A 13,454-nucleotide genomic window follows, 5' to 3' on the forward strand; every position below is an offset into this window, starting at 1 on the left:
GGATGGGCAGTTAAGAGGTGGCAATAACACTCTGTGATTGTACGTATCGGACTGACCAAAATCGATACCGATTTTGTGCCGATACTGTGGGAGAGCGTACCTCATGAATCTGTCGAACCTGATTCTAAACACCGACAGCTACAAATTCAGCCATTTCCTACAGTATCCACCGGACACACATGGCATCTCCTCCTATATCGAGGCGCGTGGCCATTCCGAACGGCCCGATGTCATTTTCTTCGGGTTGCAGATGTTTCTGAAATCGGTGCTCTCAAAGCCGGTCTCCATGGCCGATGTGGATGAGGCGGAAGCGTTCGTGCTGGCGCATGGGCTGCCGTTCAACCGCGCCGGCTGGGTGCGGATCGTGGAAAAGTTCGGCGGTTTCCTGCCGCTGGAAATCGAAGCTTTGGCCGAGGGAACATTGGTGCGGCGGGGCGTGCCTGTGGTGCAAGTGCGAAACACCGACCCCGAATCGTTCTGGCTGACCTCGCATATCGAAACAGCCTTGTTGCGGGCGGTCTGGTATCCGTCATCGGTTGCCAGCAATGCGCGGCGGCTGCGCAACATCATTCTGCCCATGCTGGAAAAAACAGCGGATGATCCTCATGCATTGATCGCAAGCAGCGTTCACGATTTTGGCGCGCGCGGCGTTGGGTCCATGGAGATGGCGGGGATTGGTGGCGCTGCCCATCTCCTGCATTTTGACCGAACAGACACCGTAACCGGGGTGCTTTACGCCAGAACCTTCTATGGCGCGGAGATGGCGGGCCGGTCCTATCCGGCATCCGAGCATTCGACCATGACGGCCTGGGGTGCAGATCACGAGGCGGATGCGTTTGGCAATATGGTTGAGCAGTTCAGCGGACAGGGGACTTACGCTGTTGTCTCGGACAATTACGATATCGACAACGCGGTTTCGGACATCTGGGGCAAGCAATTGCGCGAAAAGGTCCGTGCCGCCGGTGGTCGCCTTATCGTACGGCCTGACAGCGGTGATCCGGTAGAAACACCGGTGCATGTCATCAAGCAACTGGCCTATCATTTCGGGACACATCTGAACACCAAGGGCTACAAGGTGTTGGATGACAGCGTGAGGGTATTGCAGGGCGATGGCGTTTCGTTCAACGATATTGGCCTGATCCTGACACGGTTGGAGGCTTTTGGTTTTTCAGCCGAGAACATTTCATTCGGCGTCGGTGCCGGTCTTCTCCAGAAGGTCAACCGCGACACCTACGCCTTCGCCATGAAGGCAAATGCGCGGCTGGATGCCAGCGGCCGTTGGCACGACATCTACAAACGCCCGGCAACCATGAATGTCAAAGCCTCCAAGCCCGGCCGACAAGCTGTCGTCGCTGGTTTAGGTGGTCTGGAGGCGGTGCGCCTTGATCACATCGAGAGCCGCGAGAATCATTTGATTCCGGTATGGCGGAATGGAGAACTGCTGCAAGACTGTTCTTTTGAACGGGTTCGCTTAACCGCTCTCACAGTGTAGGCGGCCAACTCTGATCGATAACCAATGATGCGTCGACGCCGGCCAACCCAGTCGGTCTTACATCGGGGTTCTGCCGAAGATACTGTTTAACCAACCGATACCCAAGAGCATAACCGGCCCAGCGCGGCAGTCTGCCCATGCCAAAAAACCATTCGGCATGATCGTAGCAATCGGAAGACAGATGTTTGCCGGCCAAGGCCACTGTCTCATCCCAATGCGCTGGCGGGAGGGCATTCGTTATGGGGGAGGGGTGCTTTCCCCAAACCTCATCGACGAAACAGTCCGCAAGCCCCTCGGATACCAATGCTTCCGACAAGGTGAAACCGTAACCGTTTGGGCACAGCTTGAAACGCAACGCATGGTGCACTTCATGTGTGAGAATACGCGATAGTTCCCCAGTCGTCAGGCTTGTCGGGAAGTTCTGATTAAGGCTGTCGACGGTCAACGTTATCAGACTGCTGCGAAAGCAACTGCCGGTAAGGCCGTATTCGGGGATGGTCGCGCCAGGCACATTTTCTACGATGACATCGACGCTGTCCTGTGCGTTCGCAGGCAAACACTGTTCCAAATACGTTGCTGTTTTATCAAATTCAGCATCTATGGCAGACCGCCACGTGCCAAGCGCACCGGCTGCCTCAAGGTAATGCCGAACAAGTTTCATACGGACGCACGATTCTTGCGAAGGTCATAGACGCCGTTCTCGTCAATACCGACAACGCTTTCTGGTGTTGCAGAACCCTTCGCATCATTCGGCAGCGACTTGGCCGTAGCGGTCAAGACAGTCAGCGCCTCCGAAACAATTGGCGTTGAACCGGCACCCATTGGTTCGATCCGATCAGATACGATATCCAGGATATCTCCAATCGTTTCCAGATTACCCAGCGCTTCCCTTTTGTTGAGCTCTTTTGCCCGTTCGGTGTCGACTTCATTATCCGACAACCGGGGAGCGTCATCCAAGGTACGCTTCTTTTCAATCGCCTTGCGGTCCGGCTGGAATTCGAGGCTTTCAGTGCCGTCTTCATTGGTTATGGTATCCGCGAGCGGTTCGATCCGCGCGTCATCGAGAGCCGATCGGATGCGTTTTGCATCCTCACCATACGGATTTCTGGTTGCTTCGATCAGGTTGTGGATGGTGACACCGAGATCCCACAGGCCTGTCATTTTTTCAAGCTCCAGGAGCGTATCGGGAAGGGCCTTGCGTTTTTCGGTCAGAAACGCCTCCAGTCTTTTCAGGTAATCCCCATCAGACTCAAGAGCGTTGCGGGTTACACCGCCGTCTGCTGCAATACGGGAGATGACGCCAGCAAGACCGTTGTCGGTTCCGCCTTTGGCCTGCGCTTCCATGACCATTTTTAAATCAAGATCAATCGATTCAAGTGTGAGTTTGTAATTCCTCAAGATCATGGCCGGGCGATCAACCAGCTCAATGAATTGAACTGCGTTGGTCATTTTGGCGGCAAGCGCATAGGATGGCTCGCCTTCCTTCAGCTCAATACCCATAACCCTGGCGGCATGGGCCACAAGCTTCACCAAGGGGTCTGCGTCGATACGATCCGGACCGAACAAGCCGGATATGATTTTCGATTTTGCCTTCGCAGCGTTCGCATCCGGCTGGATCACCGGAGCAGCGAGGCCCCGCTTTTGAGCGAGCCTTGCTTCTTCAGCCTCACGCTGTTTCTCTACGTCACTCAACGCTGATTGCATCAACGCCGTCACGACTCTGGCATTTCCCGCAACAGAAGGCAGCATCATCCATCTCCAGGGTAGTGAAATCGATCTCACCCAGAAATTGTATAAGAACATCCTTGTGCAAGGGTTAACGAAGGTCAGCTATGCGCAAAAATGTCCGTATCGTCCCAGCCGAGAAGGTCCAGCTTGCAGCGCGTGGGCAGAAATTCAAAACAGGCCTGAGCCAGTGCCAGCCGATCATCGCGCACAAGGCGCGCCATCAGCTTGGTCCGCAGCGCATGCAGGTGCAGTACATCGGACGCAGCGTATTCAAGTTGTGCCTGAGTCAGCGTCTCGGCTGCCCAGTCGGATGACTGCTGCTGCTTGGAAATGTCGACTTCCAGCATTTCCTTCAGGTTTTCCTTCAGACCATGGCGGTCGGTGTAGGTTCGGGTCAGGCGGGATGCGATCTTGGTGCAAAACACCGGTGTGGTGGTCACACCGAAGGTGTGAAACAGCACGGCAATATCGAAACGGCCGAAATGGAAGATTTTTTCCTGATCGTTGTCCAAAAGTGCCGCAAGATTGGGGGCCGTTGTCTGTCCGCGCGCAGTGCGTATGATATCGGCTGACCCATCGCCCGGTGACAGCTGCACAAGACACAAGCGGTCACGACGGGGGACGAGGCCGAGCGTTTCCGTGTCAATCGCAATGGCACCGGTGTAACGCGCAGCATCTGCGGTGGAAATGTCGCCTTCGTGAAGCCGGATTGTCGTTGCCATGAAACGTCCTCAAATAATCGTGTCTTGCTTGCGCGCCCTATACAATATCAAGACCCCATGCGGTACTGATTTGCACAGGATCAGGCGTCATACAACAGGGGGCGACATGCACCATCTTTTCCGTTTCGGTCTGGCGGCCCTGCTTGTGAGCCTTGGCGTCGCCCATGCGTATGCGCAGAAAGCTCCCGCGCCTCTTGATTTGCGGTCCGTTCAAAAAGAGGGCTACCGCGATCTCCCGGGCGTCAAGCCGCAGATCAGTGGAGAGCCGAAGGACAAGCCCGAGGCGAAACTGGAGTGCTCGCAGCGGTTGGCCGAGCGCCCCTTTGGCCGAAGCTGGCGCTATGACCGCTATGGTACGGCAACCGTGGTTTATAGTTGTACGGATGAAAACGGCATAACGTTTGAAAGTACGCACCCGCGTCCATCAAACGAGCGGCAATTGCGCGGCCTGGGGTATTAGAGCACTTCCGGCGAACACGTGTTCGCTGGAAGTGCTCTAATCTCTTGTTTTGTCGCATTGTCCATGCGTGAAAGTGATTCCACTTTCACTGGAAATGCTCTGGTACGCTGTTCGATCCTCGTTCCACTCCGGTCGGATTATGCGCTAATCACCACCCAACGGCCGTGAATCCCGTTGCGCTTTGGCGCATATGTGGTACATAGCGCGCGTCCGAACGGTCCGGCAGGGCATGCCGTGGCTGTTCTTTACGCTGGAAGTCATCCTCGTCAGATGACTTCAATAAAAACAATGGAGAGCAAAATGCCCAAGATGAAGACGAAGTCGTCCGCTAAAAAGCGGTTCAAAATCACCGGTACCGGCAAGGTATTGGCTGCTGCTGCTGGCAAGCGCCACGGCATGATCAAGCGTTCCAACAAGTTCATTCGCGATGCCCGCGGCACCATGGTTCTGGCTGAGCCAGATGGTCGCAAGGTTATCAAGAATTACCTGCCTAACGGCCTGTAAGCCGCTTCGCATTTTGGATTGTTTTAAGGAGATCATGACATGGCACGTGTAAAAAGAGGCGTAGCTGCCCACGCCAAGCATAAAAAAGTTTTGAAGGCCGCTAAGGGCTTTTACGGTCGTCGCAAGAACACCATTCGCGCTGCAAAGGCTGCGGTGGATCGTTCGAAACAGTACGCTTATCGCGACCGCAAGAACAACAAGCGTAACTTCCGCGCTCTGTGGATTCAACGTATCAACGCTGCGGTGCGCGAATCTGGCCTGACCTATGGCCGCTTCATTGATGGCCTGACGAAGGCTGGCATTGTTGTGGACCGCAAGGTTCTGTCCGACATGGCAATCCATGAGCCTGCAGCATTCGGCGCACTGGTCGATGCTTCCAAGAAGGCGCTGGACTACCTCAAGGACACCGGCACTGCAAACGAGTTTGAAAGCGCTGTTCGTTAAGCCAGCGTTTCCCACGAGTAAGATTGAATTGGGACCCGCGCTGGCACAGCCTGCGCGGGTTTTTCGTTTCAAAGCAGTTCGAGGAAAAGTGCGAAGCGGTTTTCCGCCCGACACTGCGTCAAACAAAAGCCAGAGCAGTTCGAGGAAAAGTGCGAAGCGGTTTTCCGTGCGGCACTGCGTCAAACACAAACCAGAGCGTTTCTGTTGAAACTTGACATGCTTTGGAAGCCATCAGGGCAGGATACTATGAGCGAACTTGAGACACTGGAAAGCACCCTGCTGGCCGAAATCGATGCGACGGCCGATGAGGCCGCAATCGAGGCGGTGCGTGTTGCTGCGTTGGGAAAAAAGGGTTCGGTTTCCGAGCTATTGAAAACGCTGGGCGGCATGTCGCCGGAGGAGCGCCAGACCCGCGGTGCCGCGATCAACGCGCTGAAAACCCGTGTGACCGATGCCATCAGCGCGCGCAAGGCAGCGCTGAAAGAGGCGGCGATTGCCGAACGCCTGAAGCGCGAGACGCTCGACGTCAGTCTGCCGGTGCGCTCATCACCCACGGAGCGGGGTCGTATCCACCCGATCAGCCAGATCGTAGACGAAATCACCGCCATCTTCGGCGATATGGGTTTCGCCATTGCCGAAGGTCCGGATATAGAAACGGATTACTACAACTTCACGGCGCTGAATTTTCCGGATGGTCACCCGGCGCGTGAAATGCACGATACATTCTTTTTCAAGCCCGATGAGAATGGCGAGCGCAAGGTGCTGCGTACCCATACCTCGCCGGTGCAGGTGCGCACGATGGAAAATCAGGAGCCGCCGATCCGCATCGTGATTCCGGGTAAAACCTACCGACAGGATTCGGATGCGACGCATTCGCCGATGTTTCATCAGGTCGAGGGTCTGGTGGTGGACAAGACGGCGAATGTTGCCAATCTGCGCTGGGTGCTGGAAGAATTCTGCAAGGCATTCTTCGAGGTATCATCCGTCACGATGCGGTTCCGGCCCTCTTTCTTCCCGTTCACCGAGCCATCCTTCGAGGTGGATATCCAGTGCGACCGGTCTGGTCCCATCGTCAAGTTTGGCGAAGGCCGCGATTGGATGGAAATTCTGGGCTGTGGCATGGTGCACCCGAATGTGCTGCGCGCTGGCGGACTGGACCCGGATGTTTATCAGGGCTTTGCCTGGGGCATGGGTCTGGATCGCATTGCCATGCTGAAATACGGAATGCCGGACCTACGGGATTTCTTCAACGCGGATGTGCGGTGGATGAGCCATTACGGCTTCCGTCCGCTGGATATGCCGACCTTGTTTTCCGGCTTGAGCCTTTAAGGAGAGACGCCCATGAAATTCACACTCTCCTGGTTGAAAGAGCATCTGGATACCGATGCCAGCCTGAATGAAATCTGCGAGCGCCTGACGAGCATCGGTCTGGAAGTTGAAGACGTTGACGACCGTGCTTCATTCAAGCCGTTCGTAATCGCAAAAATTCTGACGGCGGAGAAGCACCCGGATGCTGACAAGCTGAAAGTGCTTTCCGTTGATACCGGCGTGGGCAAGCCTGTGCAGGTGGTCTGTGGCGCGCCCAACGCGCGGGCGGGGCTGATTGGCGCGTTTGCAGCGCCCGGAACCTATGTGCCGGGGATTGATGTGACGCTGTCCGTCGGCAAGATCCGCGGCGTGGAAAGCCACGGCATGATGTGCTCCGAGCGTGAGCTGCAAATGTCAGACAACCATGAAGGCATTATTGAGTTGCCGGAAACGGCAGAGGTGGGGACGAGCTTTGCCGCCTATGCCGGGCTGGACGATCCGCTGATCGAAATCAACCTGACGCCCAATCGCCCGGATTGCACCAGCGTCTATGGTATTGCGCGTGATCTCGCGGCGTCGGGCCTCGGCACGTTGAAGCGTTTGGACGAACCAGCGATCAAGGTGGACGGCGAAACGCCGGTCAAGGTCCAGCTTGAACTCGGCGATGCGCCGGAGCTCTGCCCCGGTTTCGCATTGCGTCTGGTTCGCGGCGTCAAGAACGGTCCAAGCCCAGAATGGTTGCAGAAACGGCTCTTGTCGATTGGTTTGCGTCCCATCAATGCGCTGGTGGATATCACCAATTACATGACGTTCGATCAGGGCCGTCCGCTCCACGTGTTCGATGCGGCCAAGGTCAGCGGCAACCTCACAGTGCGGCGCGCCGAGGGCGGCGAAACCGTTCTGGCGTTGGATGGACGGACCTACACGCTGTCCCCGGCCAATGTCGTCATCTCGGATGACAATGGCGTCGAGTCGATTGCTGGTGTCATGGGCGGGGAAGCATCGGGGTGCGATGAGAACACGACGGACGTGCTGATCGAATCGGCTCTCTGGGATCCGTTGAATATCGCGAAGACAGGCCGAGCCCTTGGCATCATCACCGATGCACGCTACCGGTTTGAGCGCGGTGTCGACCCGGAAACGATGGTGTCCGGTCTGGAGCGGGCAACACAGCTTGTGCTGGATCTGTGCGGTGGCGTTGCTGCGGCTGTGAATGTGGTCGGCTACCAAAAGCCCGAGGCCAAGCGCATTGCCTTTCCCCTCTCGGAAGTTAAACGCCTGACCGGTATTGACGTCTCGGATAGCGACAGCATCGAAATCCTGAACAGGCTGGGCTTTGCAGTCGAGGGTTCAGCGCCTGAGCTTCAGGTGTCCGTGCCATCCTGGCGTCCGGATGTGGATGGCAAGGCCGATCTGGTGGAAGAAGTGCTGCGCATTCATGGTGTTGATAAGGTTGCACCGCAACCCTTGGAACGGCAGGCTTCGGTCAATAGCCGGATTCTGACAACCATCCAGATACGCACCCGTCAGGCAAAGCGTGCCTTGGCGGCGCGTGGCATGATGGAAGCGGTAACATGGTCCTTTATTGCCAAGCCGCATGCCGAACTCTTCGGCGGCGGCGCAGAAAGCCTGTCTCTCGCAAATCCGATTGCGGCTGACATGTCGGATATGCGGCCCTCGCTGCTGCCGGGCCTGTTGCTGGCAGTGCAACGCAATGCTGACAGGGGCATTGGCGATGTCGCAATTTTTGAAGTGTCGGGCACCTATGACAATGACAGGCCGGAAGGCCAGCGCCGGGTTGCGGGCGGCGTGCGCCGTGGAACGGCGACACTGGCCGGTGCCGGTCGCCTCTGGTCCAATGCGGCCAAGGGCGGTGGCAAGCCAGTGGATGTGTACGATGCGAAGGCTGACGCCATCGCCGTTCTGGAAGCCTGCGGCGTGCCGATGAGCAATGTTCAGTTCGAGCAGGGTGGGCCAAGCTGGTATCATCCCGGTCGTTCCGGCACCATCAAAATGGGCCCGAAAATCGTACTTGGGTCTTTTGGCGAGTTTCACCCCCGCACGCTGGAAGCGCTGGATGTATCTGGTGCGCTGGCCGGATTTGAAATCTATCTGGATGCCATGTCCGAGCCGAAGAAAAAGGCCACGAAAACCAAGCCTGCATTGGAACTGTCACCGTTTCAGGCCGTGAAGCGGGACTTTGCTTTCATTGTGGACTCCACCGTGGAAGCTGGTGCGGTGTTGAAGGCTGCAGCGAGTGCAGACCGGAAACTAGTAACGGGCGTCAGCGTCTTTGATGTCTTTGAAGGTGCCTCGCTCAGTGAGGGCAGGAAGTCGATTGCCATCGAGGTTGTCATTCAGCCTGTGGAGCGCACCTTGACGGACGAAGATTTCGAAGCGCTGACGGCGAAGATTATCGCCAATGTAACGAAATCGACGGGTGGTACGCTTCGCGCATGAAGCATAAGGGTAGGGGTAGTTTTTGCCCCTGCCCAACTTCATACCGGTGCCATTTTCAGTCAACCGATACGCTTAGACCCCTGGCGAACGCGTTGCCGATCAGATCAATCAATTGCCGATGAATCTCGTTGCGTGAGCGTGTGCCGCCATCGGTACAAATAGGCTCGCCAACTTGCGCTTCTGAATGATGAAACGTGCCAGGTTTACATTCACCAAACATGCTGTAATGGCTTGCGTCTTCAATCGTTATATATCTTGCGTTCGGAATTGCCTTCGCGATATCGGACGCCTGAGCGGTGATCGGGATTGTTTCTTGTCTGCCAAGATTGACGAGCGTGACCGGTATCGAAATTTGGGTTAAACTCTTCAAGTTGAAGAGATCGGCAGGTGCAGGATCTATTGCCATGGCAAAACGAATGCGTTTATCCACGTTATTGCGGTCGGCAGCTCGAAGGTCCATTGTTTGGAGGTCGACACCGCTCTGGCGAACCCATCCACATAGCGACTGGTTTAAGGCGTCTGTATCGCAATAATGAGCCAAGCGTTCTGACTCCAAACGAGCACCAGCAACGGCCAATGCGGTGTTACCTCCCATTGATAGACCGAGTATACCGATTTGATTGTAGCTGATGACGCTGTCAAAAAGTCTGTCTGTCTGCAGACTGTTCAGTGTCTCGGTGATATCACGGGGCCTTAGCCACAGCTTCATTGTTTCAGAGGCTGATTTCTTAAGCCCTGTGTTTCCCTGATGTGTGGGCGCCGCCACGATAAACCCTTTCTTTGCCAAGGGCGCCGCGATCCAACTCAATGAATGAGCGTTTCCTGCTAGACCAGCGCCATGGGAAAGTAATACCAAAGGGTGTTTCCTGTCAGAGAACCGGGCATCTTGAACGGACGATGTACCTGAAAAAAATGCAGTATCTCCAAGCGTAACCGATACCCCTCCTGACTTCGCGGGATACCATATCGTGATGTCGAGTGGCGTACCTCGTTCTTTGGATAAAGCTTGAATTTGGCGGACACCAACCGTTTCACCGGCATTCGCAGTTATTTGCATCATTCCAAATAAAATGGTGATGGCGTAAAGGGCGCTCACTCTCAGTTTGCGATACATATTCATCTCCTGTGTTAAAGCAGTCCGCTCATGAGGTGAATGGACTGCGTTAACATGTGAGGAGGATGTCCAATCGCGACCTTAATCGTGATAAAGGTCGTTCTTGATCACACGTCTGAGCGTGTTAACTCTGTGGTGTCCTTAATAATCACTGGCCTTAGTCAGCAAAGCCATCGCCTCGTCACTCAGTTTCAGCGAGGCGGATTTTGTGAGGCTCTCCAGTTGCGCCAGACTTGTCGCGCTGGCGATGGGTGCTGTCACCCCGTTGCGGGCCATGATCCATGCTAAAGCAATCTCTGCGGGTTTGGCGCCGGTTTCATTTGCCACCGTGTCGAGGGCATCGAGAATTTTTGTGCCGCGTTCATTCATGTACTTTTTGACGGCATCACCACGATTGGACCCTTCCAGATCCTTTTGGGTGCGGTACTTGCCGGACAGAAAGCCGGAGGCCAGACTGAAATAGGTGATCACACCCATTTCTTCCTGTCGGCAGAGCGCTGCCAGCGGACCATCAAAGCTTTTGCGATCGTGAAGATTGTATTCCGGCTGCAAAACGCCGTAACGCGGAACGCCAGCTTTCTTGGCCGTCTCGATTGAGGCAGCGAGCTGATCCTCGTCCAGATTGGATGCGCCGATAGCGCGAATTTTGCCCTGCTTCAAAAGAGTATCATAGGCACCCAGCGTCTCTTCATAGGGCGTTTCAGGGTCAGGCCAGTGCGACAGGTAGAGGTCTATTTGGTCAGTCTGCAAGCGCCGAAGGGAGTCGTCCACCGCCGTCGCAATCCATCTAGGGGAAAGACCCTTTTTGCCGTCGCCCATATCGGAGCCGACCTTGGTGATGATCACCACCTTGTCGCGCATGGAGGGCTTGCTCTTCAGCCATTTGCCGATGATCGTTTCGGATTCACCCCCGCTATTGCCCGGCGCCCAGGATGAATACACATCGGCGGTATCGATGGCGTTAAAGCCAGCATCCGTGAAGCCGTCGAGCAGTTCGAACGAGGTTTTTTCATCCGCTGTCCAGCCAAACACGTTGCCGCCAAATACCAGCGGGGCGATCTCAAGTCCGGTTCGTCCAAGCGCACGCTTTTCCATAATCATGTCTTCCTGTTTCACCCGATAGGAGCAACATAGTCGCTCGGCAAGCAATGGAAACCGGTTCACGGTGTTTTTACCGCCTTGCTTTCTCACAGTGAGACGACATAGGCTCATGCGAACAAAAGGGAGATGAGCATGCTGCGCTGGGGCGTTTTATCGACAGCAAAAATCGGGCGGGACAATGTGCTGCCTGCCATTCAGGATGCAGAAGGCTCTGTGCTCACAGCGGTGTCCAGCCGCTCAACCACCAGTGCGCAAGAGTTGGCAGAGCGTTTTGGCGCGCCACACGCGTTTGGCTCCTATGAAGAGATGCTGGCGTCGGATACCATTGATGCGGTCTACATTCCGCTTCCCACATCGCACCATGTGGAATGGTCTATCAAAGCGGCGGATGCTGGCAAGCATGTGTTGTGCGAAAAGCCGATTGCGCTTGAGGCAAGCGCGTTTGAAAGCCTGATTGCCGCCAGAGACCGCAACGGCGTGGTGGTGAGCGAGGCCTTTATGGTGACCTACAGCCCTGTCTGGATGAAGGTGCGAGACCTGCTGGCGGCAGGGGCCATCGGCCGGTTGCGCCATGTGCAGGGGGCATTCAGCTACTTCAACCGCGACCCGGGCAATATGCGTAATCAGGTCTCACTGGGCGGTGGTGGCCTGCCGGATATCGGCGTTTACCCCACGGTCACAACGCGCTTTGCCACCGGGGCCGAACCTCTGCGGGTGCAAGCGACGGTTGATCGCGACCCGGAGTTCGGCACGGACAGCTACGCCAGCGTGCGTGCGGATTTCGGTGCGTTCGAATTGAGTTTTTACATCTCCACGCAGTTGGCGCAGCGTCAGGTCATGGTGTTTCATGGCGATGAGGGCGTGATCGAAGTGAAATCGCCCTTCAATGCCAATCGCTATGGCGCCGAGGAGGTGGAACTCAGCAACCAGAGCCATGGGCAATCCACCGTGTTCCGCTTTCCCGACAGCCGCCAGTACAAGCGGCAGATCGAAGCGTTTTCAAAAGCGGTGGCGGGTGAGGGAACAGTATATTCGTTGGAGCAGTCACGCAGCAATCAGGCGTTCATCGACGCGATTTACCGCGCCGGTGAAGCCGATGGCTGGGTAGAAGTTTAGGCGTTGCCGATCAGAATACCCGCCGCCAGCACCATGCTGCCGCCGAGCACCACCTGAAAAGCGGCCCGCAGGAACGGCGTATCCATGTATTTCTTCTGAATGAAGGCGATGGCCCAGAGTTCCACGAACACCACGGCGATGGCGAGTGCGGTTGCCGTCCAGAAATGCGGAATGAGATAGGGCAGCGCATGGCCAAGGCCGCCAAGCGCTGTCATAATGCCGGATGCTAATCCGCGCTTGATGGGTGAGCCACGACCCGACAGCTTGCCATCATCATGGGCCGCTTCGGTAAAGCCCATGGAAATACCGGCCCCGACGGACGCGGACAGGCCGATGAGGAAGGTCTGCCAGGTATCCTGCGTCGCAAAAGCGGCGGCGAAGATGGGTGCGAGTGTGGAGACGGAGCCATCCATCAGGCCTGCCAATCCCGGCTGAACATAGGTCAGCAAAAACTGGCGTTTGGAGGTTTCGTTCTCGTCTTCCTTCACATCATCCGGCAGGTGCTTTTCGCCCAAGCGATGGGCGAGGGACTCGTGACCTTTTTCGGCAATAGCAAGATCACCCAGCAGCTTGCGTGTGGCGGCGTCGGTCGCGCGCGTCTGCGCCTCCTGATAAAAACGATAGGCGGATTCTTCCATCGCTTCGGCCTGTTCGCGCGCCTTTTCGACCGAAAGCTGGCCGATCAACCAGTCTGGCTTGCGCTCGGGAAATTCACGCACGTGCTCACGGCGGATGAGGGGGATACGGGAGCCGAAGCGCGCCACATGCATGTCGATCAACGCCTGGCGGTGGTGGCTTTCCTCCTCCGCCATATCCTCAAAGACCATCGCGGAGTGCGGATAATGTTCGCGCAGCGCATCGGCATAGGCCAGATAGATACGACCATCGTCCTCTTCGGACGATATGGCGAGCGCGAGAATCTCCTGCTCGCTCAAGGACTGGAATGACCGCTTCGGGCCGCGGAAAATTCTGGGCAACATCGGATAGAAACCTTCTTTAGAATAA

General features: G+C 56.1%; 13 protein-coding genes. 7 read left to right on the plus strand and 6 right to left on the minus strand.

The features are described from left to right. Positions 1-103 precede the first annotated feature (103 nt). Entirely contained in the window at positions 104-1,492 is a 1,389-nt protein-coding gene (locus IFT84_RS12930) for a nicotinate phosphoribosyltransferase (RefSeq protein WP_192119992.1), read from the plus strand. Here the strand turns inward: IFT84_RS12930 and IFT84_RS12935 are convergent. The 3 genes from IFT84_RS12935 to IFT84_RS12945 all read right to left on the minus strand — a co-directional run bounded on the left by IFT84_RS12935 (position 1,482) and on the right by IFT84_RS12945 (position 3,942). Beyond that, positions 1,482-2,048, minus strand: a complete 567-nt coding sequence (locus tag IFT84_RS12935) for a DUF2268 domain-containing putative Zn-dependent protease (protein ID WP_192119994.1) — start codon at positions 2,046-2,048, stop codon at positions 1,482-1,484. The genes IFT84_RS12930 and IFT84_RS12935 overlap by 11 nt on opposite strands. A 101-nt stretch (positions 2,049-2,149) precedes the next feature. Next, positions 2,150-3,013 (minus strand): hypothetical protein, encoded by an 864-nt coding sequence (locus IFT84_RS12940; RefSeq protein ID WP_192119996.1) that lies wholly within the window; start codon positions 3,011-3,013, stop codon positions 2,150-2,152. A gap of 305 nt (positions 3,014-3,318) precedes the next feature. Further along, on the minus strand, positions 3,319-3,942 hold the full coding sequence (locus IFT84_RS12945; RefSeq protein WP_192119998.1) for a ribonuclease D: 624 nt from the start codon (positions 3,940-3,942) through the stop codon (positions 3,319-3,321). A 106-nt stretch (positions 3,943-4,048) separates the two neighbouring features. Between IFT84_RS12945 and IFT84_RS12950 the strand changes: the two genes are divergently transcribed. The 5 genes from IFT84_RS12950 (at position 4,049) to pheT (ending at position 9,118) form a co-directional block, all read left to right on the plus strand. Beyond that, a complete protein-coding gene (locus tag IFT84_RS12950) occupies positions 4,049-4,402 on the plus strand; it encodes a hypothetical protein (RefSeq protein ID WP_192120000.1) in 354 nt (117 codons plus the stop codon). Between the two features lie 300 nt (positions 4,403-4,702). Continuing rightward, entirely contained in the window at positions 4,703-4,906 is a 204-nt protein-coding gene (gene rpmI, locus IFT84_RS12955; RefSeq protein ID WP_192120002.1) for a 50S ribosomal protein L35, read from the plus strand. Between the two features lie 39 nt (positions 4,907-4,945). Beyond that, a complete protein-coding gene (gene rplT, locus IFT84_RS12960) occupies positions 4,946-5,350 on the plus strand; it encodes a 50S ribosomal protein L20 (RefSeq protein ID WP_192120004.1) in 405 nt (134 codons plus the stop codon). A gap of 246 nt (positions 5,351-5,596) precedes the next feature. Next, entirely contained in the window at positions 5,597-6,679 is a 1,083-nt protein-coding gene (gene pheS / locus IFT84_RS12965) for a phenylalanine--tRNA ligase subunit alpha (RefSeq protein WP_192120006.1), read from the plus strand. Positions 6,680-6,691: 12 nt separating this feature from the next. Next, positions 6,692-9,118 carry a phenylalanine--tRNA ligase subunit beta gene (gene pheT / locus IFT84_RS12970; protein WP_192120008.1) on the plus strand — a complete coding sequence of 809 codons (2,427 nt, stop codon included), beginning with the start codon at positions 6,692-6,694 and terminating at the stop codon, positions 9,116-9,118. A 55-nt stretch (positions 9,119-9,173) separates the two neighbouring features. On the opposite strand, the gene IFT84_RS12975 is transcribed toward pheT, so the two are convergent. Both IFT84_RS12975 and IFT84_RS12980 read right to left on the minus strand, forming a co-directional pair. After that, positions 9,174-10,232 carry an alpha/beta hydrolase family protein gene (locus IFT84_RS12975; RefSeq protein ID WP_192120010.1) on the minus strand — a complete coding sequence of 353 codons (1,059 nt, stop codon included), beginning with the start codon at positions 10,230-10,232 and terminating at the stop codon, positions 9,174-9,176. Between the two features lie 141 nt (positions 10,233-10,373). Beyond that, a complete protein-coding gene (locus IFT84_RS12980) occupies positions 10,374-11,327 on the minus strand; it encodes an aldo/keto reductase (protein ID WP_192120016.1) in 954 nt (317 codons plus the stop codon). Positions 11,328-11,465: 138 nt separating this feature from the next. On the opposite strand from IFT84_RS12980, the gene IFT84_RS12985 reads away from it, so the two are divergent. Beyond that, a complete protein-coding gene (locus tag IFT84_RS12985) occupies positions 11,466-12,449 on the plus strand; it encodes a Gfo/Idh/MocA family protein (protein ID WP_192120018.1) in 984 nt (327 codons plus the stop codon). Here IFT84_RS12985 and mbfA read toward each other — a convergent pair. Continuing rightward, entirely contained in the window at positions 12,446-13,429 is a 984-nt protein-coding gene (mbfA, locus tag IFT84_RS12990) for an iron exporter MbfA (RefSeq protein ID WP_192120020.1), read from the minus strand. The genes IFT84_RS12985 and mbfA overlap by 4 nt on opposite strands. Between the last annotated feature and the right edge of the window lie 25 nt (positions 13,430-13,454).

Source organism: Rhizobium sp. CFBP 8762, from assembly GCF_014841565.1.
In the GTDB taxonomy this organism is placed as follows: domain Bacteria; phylum Pseudomonadota; class Alphaproteobacteria; order Rhizobiales; family Rhizobiaceae; genus CFBP-8762.

Coding starts and splice junctions, on each gene's coding strand:
- IFT84_RS12930 (WP_192119992.1), top strand. CDS start 104: ATGAATCTGTCGAACCTGATTCTAAACACCGACAGCTACAAATTCAGC.
- IFT84_RS12945 (WP_192119998.1), bottom strand. CDS start 3,942: ATGGCAACGACAATCCGGCTTCACGAAGGCGACATTTCCACCGCAGAT.
- IFT84_RS12950 (WP_192120000.1), top strand. CDS start 4,049: ATGCACCATCTTTTCCGTTTCGGTCTGGCGGCCCTGCTTGTGAGCCTT.
- rpmI (WP_192120002.1), top strand. CDS start 4,703: ATGCCCAAGATGAAGACGAAGTCGTCCGCTAAAAAGCGGTTCAAAATC.
- rplT (WP_192120004.1), top strand. CDS start 4,946: ATGGCACGTGTAAAAAGAGGCGTAGCTGCCCACGCCAAGCATAAAAAA.
- pheS (WP_192120006.1), top strand. CDS start 5,597: ATGAGCGAACTTGAGACACTGGAAAGCACCCTGCTGGCCGAAATCGAT.
- pheT (WP_192120008.1), top strand. CDS start 6,692: ATGAAATTCACACTCTCCTGGTTGAAAGAGCATCTGGATACCGATGCC.
- IFT84_RS12975 (WP_192120010.1), bottom strand. CDS start 10,232: ATGTATCGCAAACTGAGAGTGAGCGCCCTTTACGCCATCACCATTTTA.
- IFT84_RS12980 (WP_192120016.1), bottom strand. CDS start 11,327: ATGGAAAAGCGTGCGCTTGGACGAACCGGACTTGAGATCGCCCCGCTG.
- IFT84_RS12985 (WP_192120018.1), top strand. CDS start 11,466: ATGCTGCGCTGGGGCGTTTTATCGACAGCAAAAATCGGGCGGGACAAT.
- mbfA (WP_192120020.1), bottom strand. CDS start 13,429: ATGTTGCCCAGAATTTTCCGCGGCCCGAAGCGGTCATTCCAGTCCTTG.